This window comes from Pseudomonas sp. XP2 (assembly GCF_053557975.1).
The window spans coordinates 198,294-218,579 of record NZ_JBNRIK010000006.1 but is presented as its reverse complement, the minus strand read 5'-3'; the positions used below and the strand labels follow the sequence as shown (position 1 = coordinate 218,579).

19 protein-coding genes are annotated in these 20,286 nt (G+C 62.9%); 9 read left to right on the top strand and 10 right to left on the bottom strand.

The window, feature by feature from the left end:
• Positions 1 to 7: 7 nt before the first annotated feature.
• On the bottom strand, positions 8 to 2,233 hold the full coding sequence (locus tag ACK1VC_RS10025) for an NADP-dependent isocitrate dehydrogenase (RefSeq protein WP_060517044.1): 2,226 nt from the start codon (positions 2,231 to 2,233) through the stop codon (positions 8 to 10).
• A 413-nt stretch (positions 2,234 to 2,646) separates the two neighbouring features.
• Between ACK1VC_RS10025 and icd the strand changes: the two genes are divergently transcribed.
• On the top strand, positions 2,647 to 3,903 hold the full coding sequence (gene icd / locus ACK1VC_RS10020; RefSeq protein ID WP_016488126.1) for an NADP-dependent isocitrate dehydrogenase: 1,257 nt from the start codon (positions 2,647 to 2,649) through the stop codon (positions 3,901 to 3,903).
• Positions 3,904 to 3,974: 71 nt separating this feature from the next.
• On the opposite strand, the gene cspD is transcribed toward icd, so the two are convergent.
• Positions 3,975 to 4,241 (bottom strand): cold shock domain-containing protein CspD, encoded by a 267-nt coding sequence (cspD, locus tag ACK1VC_RS10015; RefSeq protein ID WP_016488125.1) that lies wholly within the window; start codon positions 4,239 to 4,241, stop codon positions 3,975 to 3,977.
• A 230-nt stretch (positions 4,242 to 4,471) separates the two neighbouring features.
• Here cspD and clpS point away from each other — a divergent pair, with 230 nt between their 5' ends.
• Both clpS and clpA read left to right on the top strand, forming a co-directional pair.
• A complete protein-coding gene (gene clpS / locus ACK1VC_RS10010; protein ID WP_016488124.1) occupies positions 4,472 to 4,834 on the top strand; it encodes an ATP-dependent Clp protease adapter ClpS in 363 nt (120 codons plus the stop codon).
• A 30-nt stretch (positions 4,835 to 4,864) separates the two neighbouring features.
• Entirely contained in the window at positions 4,865 to 7,135 is a 2,271-nt protein-coding gene (gene clpA, locus ACK1VC_RS10005) for an ATP-dependent Clp protease ATP-binding subunit ClpA (protein WP_016488123.1), read from the top strand.
• Between the two features lie 174 nt (positions 7,136 to 7,309).
• Here clpA and infA read toward each other — a convergent pair whose 3' ends face one another.
• The 3 genes from infA to aat form a co-directional block, all read right to left on the bottom strand.
• Positions 7,310 to 7,528, bottom strand: coding sequence for a translation initiation factor IF-1 (gene infA / locus ACK1VC_RS10000; RefSeq protein WP_002553999.1), 219 nt, complete (start codon positions 7,526 to 7,528; stop codon positions 7,310 to 7,312).
• 101 nt (positions 7,529 to 7,629) lie between these two features.
• The gene (locus tag ACK1VC_RS09995) at positions 7,630 to 8,337 is read right to left on the bottom strand and encodes an arginyltransferase (RefSeq protein WP_016488122.1); all 708 of its coding nucleotides are present in this window, start codon (positions 8,335 to 8,337) and stop codon (positions 7,630 to 7,632) included.
• 56 nt (positions 8,338 to 8,393) lie between these two features.
• Positions 8,394 to 9,074, bottom strand: coding sequence for a leucyl/phenylalanyl-tRNA--protein transferase (gene aat / locus ACK1VC_RS09990; RefSeq protein ID WP_060517045.1), 681 nt, complete (start codon positions 9,072 to 9,074; stop codon positions 8,394 to 8,396).
• Positions 9,075 to 9,456: 382 nt separating this feature from the next.
• On the opposite strand from aat, the gene ACK1VC_RS09985 reads away from it, so the two are divergent.
• From ACK1VC_RS09985 to cysG, 6 genes are all read left to right on the top strand, one after another.
• A complete protein-coding gene (locus tag ACK1VC_RS09985) occupies positions 9,457 to 12,003 on the top strand; it encodes a DNA translocase FtsK (protein WP_371918306.1) in 2,547 nt (848 codons plus the stop codon).
• Between the two features lie 62 nt (positions 12,004 to 12,065).
• Entirely contained in the window at positions 12,066 to 12,689 is a 624-nt protein-coding gene (lolA, locus tag ACK1VC_RS09980; RefSeq protein ID WP_016488119.1) for an outer membrane lipoprotein chaperone LolA, read from the top strand.
• Between the two features lie 12 nt (positions 12,690 to 12,701).
• Positions 12,702 to 14,027 carry a replication-associated recombination protein A gene (locus ACK1VC_RS09975; protein ID WP_016488118.1) on the top strand — a complete coding sequence of 442 codons (1,326 nt, stop codon included), beginning with the start codon at positions 12,702 to 12,704 and terminating at the stop codon, positions 14,025 to 14,027.
• Positions 14,024 to 14,398 carry a fluoride efflux transporter CrcB gene (gene crcB / locus ACK1VC_RS09970; protein WP_060517049.1) on the top strand — a complete coding sequence of 125 codons (375 nt, stop codon included), beginning with the start codon at positions 14,024 to 14,026 and terminating at the stop codon, positions 14,396 to 14,398. The genes ACK1VC_RS09975 and crcB overlap by 4 nt, the downstream gene beginning before the upstream one ends.
• A 30-nt stretch (positions 14,399 to 14,428) precedes the next feature.
• Complete coding sequence (gene serS, locus ACK1VC_RS09965) at positions 14,429 to 15,709, top strand: serine--tRNA ligase (RefSeq protein ID WP_016488116.1); 1,281 nt, start codon at positions 14,429 to 14,431, stop codon at positions 15,707 to 15,709.
• Positions 15,710 to 17,101 carry a siroheme synthase CysG gene (cysG, locus tag ACK1VC_RS09960; RefSeq protein WP_191086786.1) on the top strand — a complete coding sequence of 464 codons (1,392 nt, stop codon included), beginning with the start codon at positions 15,710 to 15,712 and terminating at the stop codon, positions 17,099 to 17,101.
• A 130-nt stretch (positions 17,102 to 17,231) separates the two neighbouring features.
• On the opposite strand, the gene ACK1VC_RS09955 is transcribed toward cysG, so the two are convergent.
• The 5 genes from ACK1VC_RS09955 to tusC all read right to left on the bottom strand — a co-directional run bounded on the left by ACK1VC_RS09955 (position 17,232) and on the right by tusC (position 20,286).
• The gene (locus tag ACK1VC_RS09955) at positions 17,232 to 18,191 is read right to left on the bottom strand and encodes a glutathione S-transferase family protein (RefSeq protein ID WP_191086785.1); all 960 of its coding nucleotides are present in this window, start codon (positions 18,189 to 18,191) and stop codon (positions 17,232 to 17,234) included.
• Between the two features lie 94 nt (positions 18,192 to 18,285).
• Complete coding sequence (locus tag ACK1VC_RS09950; RefSeq protein WP_095115714.1) at positions 18,286 to 19,287, bottom strand: glycosyl transferase family protein; 1,002 nt, start codon at positions 19,285 to 19,287, stop codon at positions 18,286 to 18,288.
• Positions 19,288 to 19,298: 11 nt separating this feature from the next.
• Positions 19,299 to 19,634 (bottom strand): TusE/DsrC/DsvC family sulfur relay protein, encoded by a 336-nt coding sequence (locus ACK1VC_RS09945; protein WP_016488112.1) that lies wholly within the window; start codon positions 19,632 to 19,634, stop codon positions 19,299 to 19,301.
• On the bottom strand, positions 19,631 to 19,927 hold the full coding sequence (gene tusB, locus ACK1VC_RS09940; protein WP_016488111.1) for a sulfurtransferase complex subunit TusB: 297 nt from the start codon (positions 19,925 to 19,927) through the stop codon (positions 19,631 to 19,633). The genes ACK1VC_RS09945 and tusB overlap by 4 nt, the downstream gene beginning before the upstream one ends.
• The gene (gene tusC / locus ACK1VC_RS09935) at positions 19,927 to 20,286 is read right to left on the bottom strand and encodes a sulfurtransferase complex subunit TusC (protein WP_191086783.1); all 360 of its coding nucleotides are present in this window, start codon (positions 20,284 to 20,286) and stop codon (positions 19,927 to 19,929) included. Before tusC ends, tusB begins: the two co-directional genes overlap by 1 nt.

Below are 20,286 nucleotides of genomic sequence, written 5' to 3'. Positions count from 1 at the left end.
GCGAACCTTACAGGGCAGCAATGGCGCTGTTCAGGGTCTGGCTTGGGCGCATCACCTTGGCGGTCAGCTCGGCATCCGGGGCATAGTAGCCACCGATATCGGCCGGCTTGCCCTGAACGGCGTTGAGCTCGGCGACGATGGTCGCTTCGTTCTCGGCCAGGGTTTTTGCCAGCGGTGCGAAGCGCGCTTGCAGCGCAGCGTCGTCGGTTTGAGCGGCCAGGGCTTCAGCCCAGTACAGGGTCAGGTAGAAGTGGCTGCCGCGGTTGTCGATACCGCCAACTTTGCGCGAAGGCGACTTGTTGGTGTCGAGGAACTTGCCGGTGGCCTGGTCCAGGGTGCTGGCCAGAACCTTGGCGCGCGGGTTGTCGTAGGTGTTGCCCAGGTGCTCCAGGGAAGCGGCCAGGGCCAGGAATTCACCCAGCGAGTCCCAACGCAGGAAGTTCTCTTCAACCAGCTGCTGCACGTGCTTGGGCGCCGAACCGCCGGCGCCGGTCTCGAACAGGCCACCACCGTTCATCAGCGGCACGATCGACAGCATCTTGGCGCTGGTGCCCAGTTCCATGATCGGGAACAGGTCGGTCAGGTAGTCGCGCAGCACGTTGCCGGTCACCGAAATGGTGTCCTTGCCTTCGCGGATGCGGGCCAGGGAGAACTTGATGGCGTCGACCGGAGCCAGAACACGGATGTCCAGGCCAGTGGTGTCGTGATCCTTCAGGTACTGCTGCACCTTCTCGATCATCACGCCGTCGTGGGCGCGGGCCGGGTCCAGCCAGAACACCGCAGGGGTGTTGCTCAGGCGGGCACGGTTGACAGCCAGCTTGACCCAGTCCTGGATCGGCGCGTCTTTGGTCTGGCACATGCGGAAGATGTCACCGGCTTCGACGTTCTGCTCCAGCACAACGTTGCCTTTGCCATCGACCACGCGCACGACGCCGTCGGCCTTGATCTGGAAGGTCTTGTCGTGGGAACCGTACTCTTCGGCTTTTTGCGCCATCAGGCCAACGTTCGGCACGCTGCCCATGGTGGTCGGGTCGAAGGCGCCGTGCTGCTTGCAGTCTTCGATGGTGGCTTGGTAGATACCGGCGTAGCAACGGTCCGGGATCACGGCCTTGGCGTCTTGCAGTTCACCGGCGGTGTTCCACATCTTGCCCGAGTCACGGATCATGGCCGGCATCGAGGCGTCGACGATCACGTCGCTCGGCACGTGCAGGTTGGTGATGCCTTTGTCGGAGTTGACCATGGCCAGGGCCGGGCGCTGGGCGTACAGGGCCTGGATGTCAGCCTCGATCTCGGCCTGCTTGTCGGCTGGCAGGTCCTTGATGCGGGCGTACAGGTCGCCGATACCGTTGTTGGCGTTGAAGCCTACTTCGGCCAGGGCTGCGGCGTGCTTGGTCAGCACGTCGTTGTAGAACTCTTCGACGATGACGCCGAACATGATCGGGTCGGAAACCTTCATCATGGTGGCTTTCAGGTGCACCGACAGCAGCACGCCGGCGGCCTTGGCATCAGCGATCTGCTCGGCGATGAAGGCTTTCAGGGCCTTGCGGCTCATGGTGGCGCAGTCGATGATTTCGGCGGCCTTGACGGCGGTTTTTTCTTTCAGGACGGTGGTGCTGCCGTCTTTGCCAACCAGCTCGATGCGCAGGCTGTCGTCAGCTTCGATCAGTGCGGCTTTTTCGCTGCCGTAGAAGTCGCCCTGGGTCATGTGGGCAACGTGCGACTTGGAGTCAGCGGACCAGGCGCCCATCTTGTGCGGGTGCTTGCGGGCGTAGTTCTTGACCGACAGCGGCGCGCGGCGGTCAGAGTTGCCTTCGCGCAGCACCGGGTTCACGGCGGAGCCCTTGATGCGGTCGTAGCGGGCGCGGGACTCTTTTTCGTCCGCGGTGGCCGGCTCGTCGGCGTAGTCAGGGATGTTGAAGCCCTTGCCTTGCAGTTCCTTGATCGCGGCCTTGAGCTGCGGTACCGAGGCGCTGATGTTCGGCAGCTTGATGATGTTGGCTTCAGGGGTGGTAGCCAGCTGGCCCAGTTCCGCCAGGTGATCGCCTACTCGCTTCTCTGCGCCCAGTTGCTCCGGGAAGGCGGCGAGGATACGGCCGGCCAGGGAGATGTCGCGAGTTTCGACGGCGATGTCGGCCGAAGCGGTGAAGGCTTCGACGATCGGCAGCAGCGAGTAGGTGGCGAGGGCGGGGGCTTCGTCGGTGAAGGTATAGATGATCTTGGAACGGGTGGGCATGCGGGTTAACTCTCTGTGTGCTGAGCGTGCTCGAGTCTCGTGGTGCGCAGGGTAGGCGCATCGCCCTGGCAGCGCCATGAGCGGAAAGTCGAGAGGCTGCGAGCGGTGATGGTGGATGCATCAGTCGAGCGTCAAGTGCTGGGGTGCGGTAACAGCCCAGGCTTTGTGGCCATTGCTGGCCTAGGGCGGTCCGCATTTTCCTGGGATTCGCCCCGATGACCCTTCGGTCGCGGCGGAGTATACCAAACCATTCGGGCTAATCAGCAAGGCCAAGTGATATCGGCCCATTTATAAGACCAAAGACGTAGCGGCAATGTGGCCGGTTGTCGCATGCCTTGCAGGTCGGCAGATGTGGTTTAGGCTCAGTGGATCGCACGATGTCCAATCACACCCGACAGCGGAGTAGTGCAAGCATGGGATACCAGAAAATCAAGGTTCCGACCGACGGCACCAAGATCACCGTCAATGCAGACCATTCGCTCAACGTTCCTGACAACCCCATCATTCCTTATATCGAAGGCGACGGGATTGGCGTGGACGTCTCGCCGGTCATGATCAAAGTGGTCGATGCCGCCGTGCAGAAGGCCTACGGCGGCAAGCGCAAGATCGCCTGGATGGAGGTGTATGCTGGCGAAAAAGCCACCCAGGTGTACGACCAGGACACCTGGTTGCCGCAGGAAACCCTCGATGCCGTGCGTGATTACGTGGTGTCGATCAAGGGCCCCCTGACCACCCCGGTGGGGGGTGGCATCCGTTCGCTCAACGTGGCCCTGCGCCAGCAACTGGACTTGTACGTGTGCCTGCGCCCGGTACTGTGGTTCCAGGGTGTGCCGAGCCCGGTGAAAAAGCCCGGTGATGTCGACATGGTGATCTTCCGGGAAAACTCCGAGGACATCTATGCCGGTATCGAGTGGAAGGCCGGTTCGCCTGAGGCGAACAAGGTGATCAAGTTCCTCAAGGAGGAAATGGGCGTCACCAAGATCCGCTTCGACCAGGACTGCGGCATCGGCGTCAAGCCGGTATCCCGCGAGGGCACCAAGCGCCTGGTGCGCAAGGCCCTGCAGTACGTGGTGGACAACGACCGCGAATCGCTGACCCTGGTGCACAAGGGCAACATCATGAAGTTCACCGAGGGGGCCTTCAAGGACTGGGGCTACGAGGTGGCCAGGGACGAGTTTGGTGCCGAATTGCTCGATGGCGGCCCGTGGATGAAGTTCAAGAACCCCAAGACCGGCCGCGAGGTCATCGTCAAGGACGCCATCGCCGACGCCATGCTGCAGCAGATCCTGCTGCGCCCGGCCGAGTACGACGTGATCGCCACCCTCAACCTCAACGGTGACTACCTGTCCGACGCCCTGGCGGCGGAAGTGGGCGGTATCGGCATCGCGCCGGGGGCCAACCTGTCCGACACCGTGGCCATGTTCGAGGCTACCCACGGCACCGCGCCCAAGTATGCCGGGCAGGACAAAGTGAACCCTGGCTCGGTGATTCTCTCGGCAGAGATGATGCTGCGGCACATGGGCTGGGCCGAGGCGGCCGACCTGATCATCAAAGGCACCAACGGTGCGATCGGTGCCAAGACCGTGACCTACGACTTTGAGCGCCTGATGGACGGCGCCACGCTGGTGAGCAGTTCAGGCTTTGGCGATGAAATGATCAAGCATATGTAGGCAATGCAAAACCGGCCGCTTCCAGGTAAAGAAGCGGCCGGTTGTTTCGTATACCGGCACAGCGCAGGCAGTCAGGCTTTGGCAGTTTCGCTCTGCGGCTCGCCCAGGGTTCTGGCACCCTCTGCCGCGGCCACCGCAGCGTCTTTGATGTCGACGGCGTGCAGACCTTTGGGGCCCTGTACGATGTCGAACACTACGCACTGGCCTGCCTTGAGGGTCTTGTATCCGTCCATTCGGATGGCCGAATAATGGGCGAACAGGTCATCGGATTTACCTTCTTCATTGATGAACCCATAGCCCTTGGCATTGTTGAACCACTTGACTTTACCGCTTGCCATCCCTATGTCCCTCTGCAAAGGACTCCATCACTGGAGTATCATCCACTTCATCCGCATACGAACCTTGCGAAAAATCTAGTTGACTGCGCGGATCTTTATCGACCACGGTGGGTTCTTATTGGTTGTAACACCGTTTTGCCGATAGTCAAGGTCGCCCGGCGCCTGCGCTGGATGCGGCCTGTGCCGTCAACCCACAACCTTAACCTGACGCTCATGATGAAATTCTTTCCATGCATGCACCTAGTGAGATTCGACTAACATTCAATCAGGATCGCCCGCAAACGAATGAGGACGACGGCTCGGGTCTTGCAGTCCAGGAAGCCAAGCCGATCCTGCAGGCGCCACCGATGTACAAGGTGGTTTTGTTCAACGATGACTACACGCCAATGGATTTCGTCGTCGAAGTGCTCGAGACGTTCTTCAGTCTGAACCGCGAGCTGGCGACCAAGATCATGCTGACCGTCCATACAGAAGGGCGGGCAGTGTGCGGATTGTTTACCCGTGACATCGCCGAAACAAAGGCTATGCAGGTCAACCAATACGCCAGGGAAAGCCAGCATCCGCTACTCTGTGAAATCGAGAAGGACGGTTAATCGCCGACCACTTGGGTATGAGGTGAAGCTATGTTAAACCGCGAGCTCGAAGTCACCCTCAATCTGGCCTTCAAGGAGGCCCGTTCGAAACGTCATGAGTTCATGACCGTCGAACATCTGCTGCTGGCACTCCTTGACAATGAGGCTGCCGCGACCGTTCTGCGCGCCTGTGGCGCCAATCTCGACAAGCTCAAGCACGACCTGCAAGAGTTCATCGATTCCACCACCCCGTTGATCCCTGTCAACGATGAAGACCGTGAAACCCAGCCGACCCTGGGCTTCCAGCGCGTGCTGCAGCGTGCCGTGTTCCACGTGCAAAGCTCTGGCAAGCGCGAAGTGACCGGCGCCAACGTGCTGGTGGCGATCTTCAGCGAACAGGAAAGCCAGGCCGTATTCCTGCTCAAGCAACAGAGCGTGGCCCGCATCGACGTCGTGAACTACATCGCCCATGGCATCTCCAAGGTGCCTGGCCATGGTTCGCACGCTGACAGCGATCAGGAAATGCAGGACGAAGAGGGCGGCGAAACGTCCTCGTCGAGCAACCCGCTGGACGCTTATGCCAGCAACCTGAACGAGCTGGCCCGTGCCGGCCGTATCGACCCGCTGGTAGGTCGCGAGCAGGAAGTTGAGCGCGTGGCGCAAATCCTTGCCCGCCGGCGCAAGAACAACCCGCTGCTGGTGGGTGAGGCGGGCGTGGGCAAAACCGCCATCGCCGAAGGCCTGGCCAAGCGCATTGTCGATGGCCAGGTGCCCGACCTGCTGGCGCAGAGCGTGGTGTACTCCCTCGACCTTGGCGCACTGCTGGCCGGTACCAAGTACCGCGGTGACTTCGAGAAACGCTTCAAGGCGCTGCTCGGCGAGCTGCGCAAGCGCCCGCAGGCGATCCTGTTCATCGACGAAATCCACACCATCATCGGTGCCGGTGCGGCGTCGGGCGGGGTGATGGATGCCTCCAACCTGCTCAAACCGTTGCTGTCGTCGGGTGAGATCCGTTGCATTGGCTCCACCACCTTCCAGGAGTTTCGCGGCATCTTCGAGAAGGATCGTGCCTTGGCACGGCGCTTCCAGAAGGTGGATGTCAGCGAGCCGTCGGTCGAAGACACCGTGGGCATTCTGCGCGGCCTTAAAGGGCGCTTCGAGAGCCACCACAACATCGAGTACAGCGACGAAGCCCTGCGCGCCGCCGCCGAACTGGCCTCGCGCTACATCAATGACCGGCACATGCCGGACAAGGCCATCGACGTGATCGACGAAGCGGGTGCCTACCAGCGCCTGCAGCCGGAAGCCAACCGCGTCAAACGCATCGACGTGCCGCAGGTCGAGGACATCGTTGCCAAGATTGCGCGCATTCCGCCGAAGCATGTCAGCAGTTCCGACAAAGAGCTGCTGCGTAATCTCGAGCGTGACCTGAAACTGACCGTGTTTGGCCAGGACCAGGCGATCGATTCGCTGTCGACTGCCATCAAGCTGTCCCGTGCCGGCCTCAAGGCGCCAGACAAGCCTGTCGGTTCGTTCCTGTTCGCCGGCCCAACCGGCGTCGGCAAGACCGAAGCGGCGCGGCAGCTGGCCAAGGCGCTGGGTGTGGAGCTGGTGCGTTTCGACATGTCCGAGTACATGGAGCGCCACACGGTGTCCCGCCTGATCGGTGCGCCTCCTGGTTACGTTGGCTTTGACCAGGGTGGCTTGTTGACCGAGGCGATCACCAAGCAACCGCACTGCGTCTTGCTGCTCGATGAAATCGAGAAGGCCCACCCGGAAGTCTTCAACCTGCTGCTGCAGGTGATGGACCACGGTACCCTGACCGACAACAACGGGCGCAAGGCCGACTTCCGTAACGTGATTTTGATCATGACCACCAACGCTGGCGCGGAAACCGCGGCACGGGCCTCGATCGGCTTCACCCATCAGGACCATGCGTCCGATGCCATGGAAGTCATCCGCAAGAGCTTCACGCCAGAGTTCCGCAACCGCCTGGACACCATCATCCAGTTCGGCCGCCTGAGCCACGAGACGATCAAGAGCATCGTCGACAAGTTCCTTATCGAACTGCAGGCGCAGCTGGAAGACAAGCGTGTGCTGCTGGAAGTCAGTGATGACGCCCGCGGCTGGCTGGCGGCGTCGGGCTACGATGTGCAGATGGGCGCGCGGCCGATGGCGCGGCTGATCCAGGACAAGATCAAACGGCCGTTGGCCGAGGAGATCCTGTTTGGCGAACTGGCCGAGCATGGCGGTGTGGTGCACATCGACCTGCGCGATGGCGAACTGGTGTTCGACTTCGAGACCACGGCTGAGGTTGCCTGACAAGCGAGGCCCTGTGGGAGCGGGCTTGCCCCGCGAACACCGGCGAAGCCGGTGCCATGCGCCGCGGGGCCTGCTTCGCGGGGCAAGTCCGCTCCCACAGAGAGGGTTGCAACCGTACAATTTCACAGGCACAAAAAAGCCCGGCACATGGCCGGGCTTTTTCATGGCTGGAGCTTAGCGCGCACGGTAGGTGATGCGGCCCTTGCTCAGGTCGTAGGGCGTCAGCTCGACGCGGACCTTGTCGCCAGTGAGAATACGGATGTAGTTTTTGCGCATCTTTCCGGAGATGTGCGCGGTTACGACGTGCCCGTTTTCCAACTCCACGCGGAACATGGTGTTGGGCAGGGTGTCGACGACAGTACCTTCCATTTCGAAGCTGTCTTCTTTCGACATGCAGTTGAGCCCTCGGATCCAGTGTTAGCCCGACGCATATCCGCACCGGGCAAAAAAGTGGCGCCGATTATGCCGGAAATCTGCGTGTCAAGCCAATGCTTTCAGTTAAGGGTGACCCAGCGCTGGTTTATCAGCAGCTCGATAGGCCGATACTGCGTCTTGTAGTTCATTTTCTTGCAGTTCTTGATCCAGTAGCCCAGGTAAACCGCCTCCAGGTCCTGGCGCACGGCTTCGGTGATCTGCCAGAGGATGGCGAAGCGGCCAAGGCTGCGTCGCTCCTCGTCCGGCTCGTAGAAGGTGTACACCGCCGACAGGCCGTTGGGCAGCAGGTCGCACACGGCCACCGCCATCAACCGGCCTTCCAGGCGGAACTCGTAGAACCAGCAGAACGGCAGGTCGCGTACCAGAAAGGTGGAAAACTGATCACGGCTGGGCGGGTACATGTCACCGTCGGCGTGGCGCGTTTCGATATAGCGCCGGTACAGCTCGAAGTACTCCTCCTTGAACGTGGGGCGCGCCGCGCTCACGGTCAGGTCGGCATTGCGCTTGAGAATGCGCCGTTGCTGGCGGTTGGGAATAAAGCGCGCCGCCGGGATGCGCGCCGGCACACAGGCGTTGCAGTTCTGGCAGTGGGGGCGGTACAGGTGGTCGCCACTGCGCCGAAAGCCCATTTCCGACAGGTCGGCGTACACCTTTACGTCCATCGGCTGGCTGGGGTCGAGGAACAGTGTGGTCGCCTGCTCGTCAGGCAGGTAGCTGCAGGAGTGGGGCTGAGTGGCATAAAACTTCAAGCGCGCCAACTCTGTCATGATCAACCCCTTCGGTGAGACTTTGTTTTAAGTGTAAGCCAGCTATGGCAACTCGCCTAGGCAACCCACGTTGCGCTGTTGGGCTGGTCGAGGTGGCGTGCCAGGTAGCCGGCGAACTCGGCGCGGCTGATGGCATGGGCGCCCAGGCTGTGCAGGTGGTTGGTGGGCATCTGGCAGTCGATCAGCACGAACCCGGCTTCACGTAGGTGGTTGACCAAGGTCACGAAGCCGACCTTGGAGGCGTTGTCGGCGCGGCTGAACATCGATTCGCCGAAGAACAGCTGGCCCATGGCCAGGCCGTACAGGCCGCCGACCAGCTCGCCGTCCTGGCGTACCTCCACCGAATGCGCGATGCCACGGCGGTACAGTTCGCAGTAGGCGTTGCGCATGGTGTCGGTGATCCAGGTGCCGTCGGCGTAGTCGCGTGGTGCGGCGCAGGCAGCGATGACGGCGGCAAAGTCGGTGTCGAAGCTGACCTGGTAGCGGCCTTGGCGTATCAGCTTGGCCAGCGAGCGGGAAACGTGCAGTTGGTCGGGCAGCAGCACCGTGCGCGGGTCGGGTGACCACCACAGAATGGGCTGGCCGTCCTGGTACCACGGGAAACAGCCATGGCGGTAGGCCTGCACCAGGCGCTCGGGGCTCAGGTCGCCGCCAGCGGCCAGCAGGCCGTTGGGGTCGTGCAGGGCCTTTTCCAGGGGCGGGAAGGTCAGCGAGTCGCGGGTCAGCCAGGTGAGCATGGTCTATCGTGCGGTGGGGGAGGGGAGAGGGCAGCATGGCGCGGGTGAAAAGCAGGGTCAATCTCTTTGGCTGCTTCGCGGGCACGCCCGCTCCCACAGAAACCCCACGGTCTTCAGGCTTGCGCAGGCCTGTGGGAGCGGGCGAGCCCGCGAAGAGGCCGGCACAGGCCAGGAAATCAGGCAATTTCCTGCACATTTATCAAGCCGCAGGCACCATCCGCTATATTTGCGGTCACACCTGTGCAAAAACACAGCATAAGCCTTTGTCACAAAAGAAAATGCATGCTCAAATTGCAGCCATGTGAAAGTCGCCCCCGGCAAACACCCATGCGGCGTGCCGCCATGGCGGCTGGCGGGCAGTAATGTTAAAAGTAGTGGTTCATTGGCCGCACAGCCGGCCGATCACTATTGGACGCGCACCACGCGCAGGAATAGACGCGTTTTGAAGAAATCCACCGCAACCCCAGCTCCTTTGCCTGTGCCCCTGTGGCGGCAGCAGCTGCATTATCGCCTCAAGGAAGGTGCGTTGATCGCGATCGGCGCCTTGTGCCTGTACCTGTGGATGGCGCTGCTGACCTACGACACTTCCGACCCGGGCTTCAGCCACACCAGCAACGTCGAGCAGGTGCAGAACGCCGCCGGGCGCGCCGGCGCCTACTTCGCCGACATCCTGTTCATGGTGCTGGGTTACTTTGCCTACATCTTCCCGCTGTTGCTGGGGGTCAAGACCTGGCAGATCTTCCGTGAGCGCCATCAGCCCTGGGACTGGAGCGGCTGGCTGTTCTCCTGGCGGCTGATCGGCCTGGTGTTCCTGGTGCTATCCGGCGCAGCGCTGGCACATATCCACTTCCATCCGCCGGCGAGCATGCCGTTTTCCGCGGGCGGCGCGCTGGGCGAAAGCCTGGGCGAGCTGGCGCGCAACCTGCTGAACGTGCAGGGCAGCACGCTGATGTTCATAGCCCTGTTCCTGTTCGGCCTGACCGTGTTCACCGATTTGTCGTGGTTCAAGGTGATGGACCTGACCGGCAAGATCACCCTTGACCTGTTCGAGTTGGTGCAGGGTGCCGCCAACCGCTGGTGGGAAGCGCGTAATGAGCGTAAACGCCTGGAGGCCCAGCTGCGTGAGGACGAGCCGGTGTTCAAGGCGCCGCCGATGGCCGCCGACAAGCGCGAGCCTGCCAAGCCGGCGTTGCGCGAGCGTCTTTTCAAGCGCGAAGAAGCGCCTGCTCAACCTGCCGCGCCACGCGAACCGACCTTGGCCCGTGAGCCCGTTGTGCCGCGCGAGCCGGTTGTACCGCGTGAAACCGTGCTGCCCCGCGAGCAGCCTGCAGCCCCGACGATCGTGCCTCCGGCAGCGGCCAGGGCGCCGGAGCCGAGCAAGCGGGTGATGAAGGAGAAGCAGGCGCCGCTGTTCGTCGACAGCGCCGTCGAAGGCACCCTGCCGTCGATTTCCATCCTCGACCCGGCCGAGCAGAAAAAGATCGAGTACTCGCCAGAGTCCCTGGCCAGTGTCGGCCAGTTGCTGGAAATCAAACTCAAGGAATTCGGCGTTGAAGTCTCGGTGGACTCGATCCACCCAGGCCCGGTGATTACCCGTTACGAAATCCAGCCGGCCGCTGGCGTCAAGGTCAGCCGTATCGCCAACCTGGCCAAGGACCTGGCGCGCTCGCTGGCCGTGACCAGCGTGCGGGTGGTCGAGGTCATCCCTGGCAAGACCACCGTGGGTATCGAGATCCCCAACGAAAACCGGCAGATGGTGCGGTTTTCCGAAGTGCTGGCCACGCCGCAGTTCGAGGAGCAGAAGTCCCCGGTCACCCTGGCCCTGGGCCACGACATCGGCGGCAAGCCGGTGATCACCGACCTGGCCAAGATGCCACACCTGCTGGTGGCCGGTACCACCGGCTCCGGTAAGTCGGTGGGTGTGAACGCGATGATCCTGTCGATCCTGTTCAAATCCGGCCCGGAAGACGCGCGGTTGATCATGATTGACCCGAAAATGCTCGAACTGTCGATCTACGAAGGCATCCCGCATTTGCTGTGCCCAGTGGTCACCGACATGAAGGATGCTGCCAACGCCCTGCGCTGGAGCGTGGCCGAGATGGAGCGCCGCTACAAGCTGATGGCGGCCATGGGCGTGCGTAACCTTGGCGGCTTCAACCGCAAGATCAAGGATGCCCAGGAGGCCGGCGAGATCATCCATGACCCGCTGTACCGCCGCGAGAGCATGGACGACGAGCCGCCTGCGCTGAAAACCCTGCCGACCATCGTGGTGGTGGTCGACGAATTCGCCGACATGATGATGATCGTCGGCAAGAAGGTCGAAGAGCTGATCGCCCGTATCGCCCAGAAGGCGCGGGCGGCCGGTATCCACCTGATTCTTGCCACCCAGCGCCCGTCGGTGGACGTGATCACCGGCCTGATCAAGGCCAACATCCCGACCCGCATGGCGTTCCAGGTATCGAGCAAGATCGACTCGCGCACCATCATCGACCAAGGTGGTGCCGAGCAGCTGCTGGGCCACGGTGACATGCTGTACATGCCGCCGGGTACCAGCCTGCCGATCCGGGTGCACGGTGCGTTCGTCTCCGACGACGAAGTGCACCGCGTGGTGGAAGCGTGGAAGCTGCGCGGCGCGCCGGACTACAACGACGACATCCTCAACGGCGTGGAAGAGGCCGGCAGCGGCTTCGAAGGCGGCGGTGGCGGTGGGGATGGCGAAGATTCGGAAAGCGACGCCCTGTATGATGAGGCCGTGCAGTTCGTGCTGGAAAGCCGCCGTGCGTCGATCTCGGCCGTGCAGCGCAAGCTGAAGATCGGCTACAACCGCGCCGCCCGCATGATCGAAGCCATGGAAATGGCTGGCGTGGTCACCCCGATGAACAGCAACGGCTCGCGGGAAGTGATTGCTCCGGGCGGCCCGCGCGACTGATGAACACCTTGCCGGGCGCCAACGGTGGCGCCCGGTCTTTTCAATGCTCAATGAGGATTACCATGCGCGCGATTCGCATGCTGTTGGTTTCTGCCCTTGCTCTGGGCAGCGTTTCGGCTTTTGCCGGTGAGCAAGATGTACAACGCCTGACCCAGCTGCTGGAAAAGTCGCAGACCATCGAGGCCAATTTCTCTCAATTGACCTTGGGTGCCGACGGCGCCAGCCTGCAGGAAACCGCTGGCCAGATGACAGTCAAGCGCCCGGGCCTGTTCTACTGGCACACCGATGCGCCGCAGGAGCAGGTGGTGGTGTCTGATGGCAAGATGGTTACCCTGTGGGACCCGGACCTGGAACAGGCCACCATCAAGAAGCTCGACGTGCGCCTGAACCAGACCCCGGCACTGCTGCTGTCCGGTGACGTGTCGAAGATCAGCCAGAGCTTCGATATCACCTCCAAGGAGCAGGGCGAAGTCATGGACTTCACCCTCAAGCCGAAGACCAAGGACACCCTGTTCGACTCGCTGCGCGTGTCGTTCCGCAAAGGCCTGATCAATGACATGCAGTTGGTCGACAGCGTCGGCCAACGCACCAACATCCTGTTCAATGGCGTCAAGGCCAACCAGGCGGTGCCGGACAGCAGGTTCAAGTTCGACATCCCCAAAGGTGCGGACGTGATCAAGGAGTAAGCGGAGCTCGTCATGGACCTGTTTCGAAGCGAACCCGTCGCCCAGCCCCTGGCTGCTCGCCTGCGCCCGTCCAACCTGGACGAGTACGTGGGCCAGGAGCACCTGCTGGCGCGCGGCAAACCGCTGCGTGAGGCGCTGGAGCAGGGGGCGCTGCACTCGATGATCTTCTGGGGGCCGCCTGGGGTGGGCAAGACCACTCTGGCGCGGCTGCTGGCGCAGTTTTGCGATGCGCACTTCGAAACCGTGTCGGCGGTGCTGGCCGGGGTGAAAGAGATTCGCCAGGCGGTCGAGGTGGCCAAGCAGCAGGCTGGGCAGTATGGCCGGCGCACCATCCTGTTCGTTGACGAGGTGCACCGCTTCAACAAGTCGCAGCAGGACGCCTTTTTGCCCTACGTCGAAGACGGCACCCTGCTGTTCATCGGCGCTACCACCGAAAACCCGTCGTTCGAGCTGAACAACGCGCTGTTGTCGCGGGCGCGGGTGTATGTGCTCAAGAGCCTGGACGAGGCGGCCCTGCGCAAGCTGGTCAACCGTGCGCTGACCGAAGAGCGTGGCCTGGGCAAGCGCAACCTGCAGGTGGGCGACGAGGCCTTCAAGATGCTCATGGCCGCTGCCGACGGGGATGGCCGGCGCATGCTCAACTTCCTCGAGAACGCCTCGGACCTGGCGGAAGACGGCAGCGAGATCGACGTCGAGATGCTGCAGAGCCTGCTGGGTGACAGCCGCCGCCGCTTCGACAAGGGCGGCGAGGCGTTCTACGACCAGATTTCCGCGCTGCACAAGTCGGTGCGCGGCTCCAACCCCGATGGCGCCCTGTACTGGTTTGCCCGCATGCTCGACGGCGGCTGCGACCCGCTGTACATCGCCCGCCGTGTGGTGCGCATGGCCAGCGAGGACATCGGCAACGCCGACCCGCGCGCGCTCAGCCTGTGCCTGGCAGCCTGGGACGTGCAGGAGCGCCTGGGCAGCCCCGAGGGCGAACTGGCGGTGGCGCAGGCCATCACGTACCTGGCCTGTGCGCCGAAAAGCAACGCGGTGTACATGGGCTTCAAGACTGCCCTGCGTGAAGCGGCCGAGCATGGCTCGCTGGAGGTGCCGTTGCACCTGCGCAACGCCCCGACCAAGCTGATGAAGCAACTGGGGTATGGCGACGAGTATCGCTATGCCCACGATGAACCTGATGCCTACGCCGCCGGTGAGGATTACTTCCCCGATGCGCTGGAGCCGCGCCAGTACTACCAGCCGGTGCCCCGTGGCCTGGAGCTGAAGATTGGCGAGAAGCTGCGCCACCTGGCCGACCTGGACCGTAACAGCCCCCGCCAGCGGAGAAAACCGTGATTGCACTCATTGCCGCGGTCAGCGCGGGCGGTGTTGCCGGCACCCTGTTGCGCTTCGCTACCGCCAACTGGGTAGCGGCCCACTGGCCACGGCACTTTTATGCCGGTACGCTGGCGGTCAACCTGGTTGGCTGCCTGCTGATCGGCTTGCTCTATGGCTTGTTCTTGCACAAGCCGCTGGCGCCGGTCGAATTACGCGCCGGCCTGATTGTCGGCTTCCTCGGTGGCCTGACGACCTTTTCCTCTTTCTCGCTCGATACCGTGCGCCTGATGGAAAGCGGGCAAATGCCCCTTGCCTTGGGCTATACCAGTATCAGCGTGGTGGGCGGGCTGCTCGCAACCTGGGCCGGCCTGTCCCTGACCCGATTCTGAACCAACACCTACCTATAACGAGAGAACGATATGCTCGATTCCAAACTGTTACGCGGCCAACTTCAGGAAGTGGCGCAACGCCTGGCCTCCCGTGGCTTCAGCCTGGATGTCGCGCGCATCGAATCACTGGAAGAGCGCCGCAAGGCGGTGCAGACCCGCACCGAGCAATTGCAGGCCGAGCGTAACGCCCGTTCCAAGTCCATCGGCCAGGCCAAGGCCAAGGGCGAAGACATCGCGCCACTGATGGCCGACGTCGAGCGCATGGCCAACGAACTGGCTGCCGGCAAGACCGAGCTGGACGGCATTCAGGCCGAACTGGACGGTATCCTGCTGACCATCCCCAACCTGCCGGACGCCAGCGTACCGGTCGGTGCCAGCGAAGACGACAACGTCGAAGTGCGCCGTTGGGGTACGCCGACCGCCTTTGACTTCGAAATCAAGGACCACGTCGCCCTCGGCGAAGTCAGCGGTGGCCTGGACTTCGAGGCCGCAGCCAAACTGTCTGGTGCCCGTTTTGCTGTACTGCGCGGCCCGATCGCCCGCCTGCACCGCGCCCTGGCGCAGTTCATGATCAACCTGCACACCGGCGAGCACGGCTACGAGGAGCACTACACCCCGTACCTGGTGCAGGCGCCTGCCTTGCAGGGTACTGGCCAGCTGCCGAAGTTCGAGGAAGACCTGTTCAAGATCACCCGCGAAGGTGAAGCTGACTTCTACCTGATCCCGACTGCCGAAGTGTCGCTGACCAACTTGGTAGCGGGTGAAATCCTCGACGCCAAGCAGCTGCCGCTGAAACTGGTTGCCCACACCCCTTGCTTCCGCAGTGAAGCCGGTGCTTCTGGCCGTGACACCCGCGGCATGATCCGTCAGCATCAGTTCGACAAAGTCGAGATGGTGCAGGTGGTAGAGCCGGCCAAGTCGATGGAAGCCCTGGAAGGCCTGACCGCCAACGCCGAGCGCGTGCTGCAGCTGCTCGAGCTGCCGTACCGCGTGCTGGCCCTGTGCACCGGCGACATGGGCTTTGGCGCCGTGAAAACCTACGACCTGGAAGTGTGGGTGCCGAGCCAGGACAAATACCGCGAAATCAGCTCGTGCTCCAACTGCGGCGACTTCCAGGCGCGCCGCATGCAGGCCCGCTGGCGCAACCCGGAAACCGGCAAGCCAGAGCTGGTGCACACCCTCAACGGCTCCGGCCTGGCCGTAGGCCGTACCCTGGTTGCCGTGCTGGAAAACTACCAGCAGGCTGACGGTTCTATCCGTGTACCAGACGTGCTGAAGCCGTACATGGGCGGCGTTGAGGTCATCCGCTAAATGGATTACCTGCCGCTGTTCCACAAGCTGCAGGGCGGCCGCGTGCTGGTCGTCGGTGGCGGTGAGATCGCCTTGCGCAAGGCGCGCCTGCTGGCGGATGCCGGTAGCGAGCTGCGCGTGGTGGCGCCGGACGTCGACGGCCAGTTGGCTGCGTTGGCCCGGGAAGGTGGCGGCGAGGTGCTGGTGCGTGGCTATCAGGCAGCCGACCTGGTCGGTTGCCGGCTGGTGATCGCGGCTACCGACGACCCTGGGCTGAACGCCCAGGTGTCGGCCGATGCGCAGGCCCTCAGCCTGCCGGTCAACGTGGTGGATGCGCCGGCCCTGTGCACGGTGATCTTCCCGGCGATCGTCGACCGTTCACCGCTGGTGATTGCGGTATCCAGTGGCGGTGACGCCCCGGTGCTGGCGCGTTTGATCCGCGCCAAGCTGGAGGCCTGGATTCCGTCGGCCTATGGTGAACTGGCCGGGCTGGCGGCGCGTTTCCGGCACAAGGTCAAAACCTTGTACCCGGACGTCAACCAGCGTCGCGGCTTCTGGGAAACCGTGTTCCAGGGGCCGATTGCCGAGCGCCAGCTGGCCGGGCAGGGTGCTGAAGCTGAACGCCTGTTGCAGGCGATGGTAGATGGCGCGCCGGTGCAGCAGGGTGGTGAGGTGTACCTGGTAGGTGCTGGCCCGGGCGACCCGGACTTGCTCACCTTCCGCGCCTTGCGCCTGATGCAGCAGGCCGATGTGGTGCTGTACGACCGCCTGGTGGCGCCTGCCATTATCGAGATGTGCCGGCGTGATGCCGAGCGCATCTACGTGGGCAAGCGCCGTGCTGACCATTCCGTGCCGCAGGACCAGATCAACCGCCTGCTGGTCGACCTGGCCAAGCAGGGCAAGCGCGTGTTGCGCCTGAAGGGTGGCGATCCGTTCATTTTCGGCCGGGGTGGCGAAGAGATCGAAGAGCTGGCCGAGCATGGCATCCCGTTCCAGGTAGTGCCGGGCATTACTGCGGCCAGTGGCTGTTCCGCTTATGGCGGCATACCGCTGACTCACCGCGACTACGCCCAGTCGGTGCGCTTTGTCACCGGGCACCTGAAAGATGGCACCAGCAACCTGCCGTGGAATGACCTGGTGGCGCCGGCGCAGACCTTGGTGTTCTACATGGGCTTGGTCGGTTTGCCGACCATCTGTGCCGAGCTGATTCGCCATGGGCGGGCGGCGAATACCCCGGCGGCGTTGGTGCAGCAGGGGACTACGCGTAACCAACGGGTGTTTACCGGTACCCTGGCGGATTTGCCGGAGCTGGTGGCCCAGCATGAAGTGCATGCACCGACCCTGGTGATTGTGGGGGAAGTGGTGCAGTTGCGTGACAAGCTGGCCTGGTTTGAAGGGGCGCAGAACAGCTGAAGTTGTTGGGGCCGCTTTGCGGCCCATTCGCAGCACAAGGCTGCTCCTACAGGGATCGCGTGAAGGCTTGCGTGATTCCTGTAGGAGCAGCCTTGTGCTGCGAATGGGCTGCAAAGCAGCCCCGACTTTCTCAAGCCTGCCAAATCCCTTTGCCCACCAACTTCTCCCGATCATGCGGCAAGCCAAAGTCCTGCAACGGCCCCTTAGGCACGATCCCGGTCGGGTTGATGGTCTTGTGGCTCATGTAATAGTGCTTCTGGATATGCTCCATATCCACCGTGCCCGCTACCCCCGGCCACTGGTACAGCTCGCGCAGCCAGTTCGACAGGTTGTGGTAGTCGCTGAGGCGGCGCAGGTTGCACTTGAAGTGCCCGTGGTACACCGCATCGAAGCGCACCAGCGTGGTAAACAGGCGTACATCGGCCTCGGTCAGGTACTCACCGGCCAGGTAGCGATTGCGGCTTAGCAAGTCTTCCAGGTAATCCAGCTCGTTGAACACATCGTCGAACGCCGCCTCGTAGGCGTCTTGCGTGGTGGCAAAGCCTGCGCGGTACACGCCATTGTTCACCGCCGGGTAAATGCGCTCGTTCAATGCCTCGATGGTCGGCCGCAGTGGCTCGGGGTAGAGGTCTAGCGTATTGCCGGTCAGCTCGTTGAACGCGCTGTTGAAGATACGGATGATCTCCGACGACTCGTTGTTGACGATGCGTTTCTCTTGCTTGTCCCACAACACAGGCACGGTCACGCGGCCCGTGTAATGCGGGTCATCCTGGGTATAGCGCTGGTGCAGGTACTGCAGGCCGTCTAGGTGGTCACCGCTGGAGCCTTGCTGCTGGTCGAAGGTCCAGCCATTGTCTTGCATCAGCCAGCTCACTACCGACACATCGATCAATGGCTCAAGGCCTTTGAGTGCGCGCAAGATCAGGGTGCGGTGGGCCCATGGGCAGGCCAGCGAGACGTACAGGTGGTAACGGCCGGCCTCGGGGGCGGGCAGCTGATTGCGGCGCTGGGCGTTTTCGCGTTTGAACGTGCCGTCCTTGCCGTTTTCATACCACTGGTCGTGCCAGCGGCCGTCGATCAAAAGGCCCATGGTGAGCTCCTGAAACAAAGTGGTTTGTCGTTGGAGCCCAGTCTAGGCCAAATCGTTCGAACAAATAGCGCAAAGATCGGGGTGCTATTATCGGCTAAATCGATCTATTGCGCGTATCCCAATAGCCTTGCGCTGTCGCGAACGCCTGCTCGCGGTCTTGCCCCAGGCCACGCAGGGCCAGGGCCATGGTCGCGATCAGGGCTTTTTCGCCATAACTGTCTTCCACTTCACCGCGCCAGAACGCCAGCAAGTGCTCGGCCTGCAGGCTGGCCGGTTTGACATGGCGGCGCTCGCTCAGCGCTGGCCATTCTTCGTCCCATGCTTCGCCCGCCGTCGTCCCGTAGAGGTGGCTGATGACATCGGGGTTGACTTCGATCTCACCGCCATCGCCCTTGATCACCACGGCATGGTCGCCCAGCAGGCGGCTGGCCTCACGGTGCACGGCCTGGTAACCCGGGTGGAAGATGCTTTGCAGGCCACAGCGTGCGCCCAGCGGGTTGAGCACCCGGGCCAGTGAGTGGATGGGCGAGCGCAGGCCCAAGGTGTTGCGCAGGTCGATCATGCGCTGCAACTGCGGCGCCCAGTCGTGCAGCGGGAAAAACGCCAGGTGATGCTGGTCCAGTGTATTGCCCACAGCAGCCCAGTCGCGGCACAGCGGGATCTGCAACAGGTCGAGCAGTTGCTCTGTATACATCCGCCCGGCGGTATGCGCGCCACCGCCGTGCATCAGGATGCGCACGCCATTGCCGGCCAGGCACTTGGCCGCCAGCAGGTACCAGGGCAGGTGGCGCTTCTTGCCGGCGTAAGTGGGCCAGTCCAGGTCCACCGCAATGCTCGGCGCCTGCAGGTGGGCGCGCAGGGCCTCGGTGAAGCCGGCCAGCTCTTCGGCGCTTTCTTCCTTGTGGCGCAGCAGCATGAGGAAGGCGCCCAGCTGGGTGTCCTCGACCTTGCCTTCCAGCAGCAGGGTCATGGCCGCGCGGGCCTCTTCACGGGTCAGGCCGCGCGCGCCGCGCTTGCCTTTGCCGAGAATGCGCACGAATTCGGCGAACGGGTGCTCGGCAGGGGTTTCAAGCGTGAGCGGGCGAACTTCTTTCAAGAGGGGCTGGGTCATATGCAGTTGGTCGGCTTGGGCAGGCCCGCCAGCTTGGCGGCAAGTTTGGCGGGGGTGCCATTGAACAGGCGGTTCAGGTGAGGGCTGTTGCCCTTTTCCGGGCCCAGCTTCAGGGCCGTGTACTTGATCAGTGGGCGCGTGGCCGGGGACAGCTGGTATTCCTGGTAGAACTGGCGCAGCAGTTCGAGGATTTCCCAATGGTCCGCCGTCAACGGGATACCCTCGCGCTCGGCTAAAGCCTCGGCGGCGGCGCGGGACCAGTCTTGCAGGTCGACCAGAAAGCCGTCCTTGTCCAGGGCGATCGCCTGATCGCCAACGTTGAGCGTACTCATAGCCAGCTGTTGACCTTGTCGTAAAGCAGCGACAGTTCGACGAACCCGGCGTAGTCCACGGCTTTGGCCAAGTCGTTGCCGACCGCGCGAGCTTGCACATCCTCATCCAGGGCGAACAGGCGCCGGGCCAGGCCGGCAGCTTGCAGTTGGCGATGCGGCTCGCTGCCGCTGCGCAGGGCATACACCGCATCGCCGCACAGCAGCAACGCGTCGTCTGTGCCGAGAAGGCGCAGGCAGCTGGCCAGGCGCTCGTCGCCAAACGGGGAGTGGGCAATTACATGCAGGGTTGTCATCAGAGCGTTACCACCTGGTCGAAACGGGCGATCAGCGCGGCCAGTGCCGCGTCATCCAGCACTTGCACCGGCAGCACCAGGGCATCGGCTGCCAGGCCGCGGCGGTTGAGGCTGTGGCTGCAGGCGAACAGTTCCTCGACCCCGAACATTGGCAGCGCCTGTAGGTTGGCGGCCAGGTTCTTCTGTTGCACGGCGGCGGGTTGCTGGCCGGGAGCGAGCTGGAACACCCCGTCGTCCAGGAACAGCATGCCTAACGGCAGGTCGAACGCCCCGCCGGCCAGGGCAATGTCCAGCGCTTCGCGGGCCGATGGGCCATTCCACGGGGCCTGACGGCTGATGATCAATAACGATTTGGCCAT

Excerpts from the sequence above, each read along its gene's own strand:
- tusB (WP_016488111.1), bottom strand. The coding sequence starts at position 19,927 with ATGACAACCCTGCATGTAATTGCCCACTCCCCGTTTGGCGACGAGCGC.
- cysG (WP_191086786.1), top strand. The coding sequence starts at position 15,710 with ATGGATTACCTGCCGCTGTTCCACAAGCTGCAGGGCGGCCGCGTGCTG.
- ACK1VC_RS09945 (WP_016488112.1), bottom strand. The coding sequence starts at position 19,634 with ATGAGTACGCTCAACGTTGGCGATCAGGCGATCGCCCTGGACAAGGAC.
- ACK1VC_RS09975 (WP_016488118.1), top strand. The coding sequence starts at position 12,702 with ATGGACCTGTTTCGAAGCGAACCCGTCGCCCAGCCCCTGGCTGCTCGC.
- tusC (WP_191086783.1), bottom strand. The coding sequence starts at position 20,286 with ATGGCCAAATCGTTATTGATCATCAGCCGTCAGGCCCCGTGGAATGGC.
- ACK1VC_RS10025 (WP_060517044.1), bottom strand. The coding sequence starts at position 2,233 with ATGCCCACCCGTTCCAAGATCATCTATACCTTCACCGACGAAGCCCCC.
- clpS (WP_016488124.1), top strand. The coding sequence starts at position 4,472 with ATGCATGCACCTAGTGAGATTCGACTAACATTCAATCAGGATCGCCCG.
- ACK1VC_RS09955 (WP_191086785.1), bottom strand. The coding sequence starts at position 18,191 with ATGGGCCTTTTGATCGACGGCCGCTGGCACGACCAGTGGTATGAAAAC.
- ACK1VC_RS09995 (WP_016488122.1), bottom strand. The coding sequence starts at position 8,337 with ATGACAGAGTTGGCGCGCTTGAAGTTTTATGCCACTCAGCCCCACTCC.
- lolA (WP_016488119.1), top strand. The coding sequence starts at position 12,066 with ATGCGCGCGATTCGCATGCTGTTGGTTTCTGCCCTTGCTCTGGGCAGC.
- cspD (WP_016488125.1), bottom strand. The coding sequence starts at position 4,241 with ATGGCAAGCGGTAAAGTCAAGTGGTTCAACAATGCCAAGGGCTATGGG.
- icd (WP_016488126.1), top strand. The coding sequence starts at position 2,647 with ATGGGATACCAGAAAATCAAGGTTCCGACCGACGGCACCAAGATCACC.
- infA (WP_002553999.1), bottom strand. The coding sequence starts at position 7,528 with ATGTCGAAAGAAGACAGCTTCGAAATGGAAGGTACTGTCGTCGACACC.
- aat (WP_060517045.1), bottom strand. The coding sequence starts at position 9,074 with ATGCTCACCTGGCTGACCCGCGACTCGCTGACCTTCCCGCCCCTGGAA.
- clpA (WP_016488123.1), top strand. The coding sequence starts at position 4,865 with ATGTTAAACCGCGAGCTCGAAGTCACCCTCAATCTGGCCTTCAAGGAG.
- serS (WP_016488116.1), top strand. The coding sequence starts at position 14,429 with ATGCTCGATTCCAAACTGTTACGCGGCCAACTTCAGGAAGTGGCGCAA.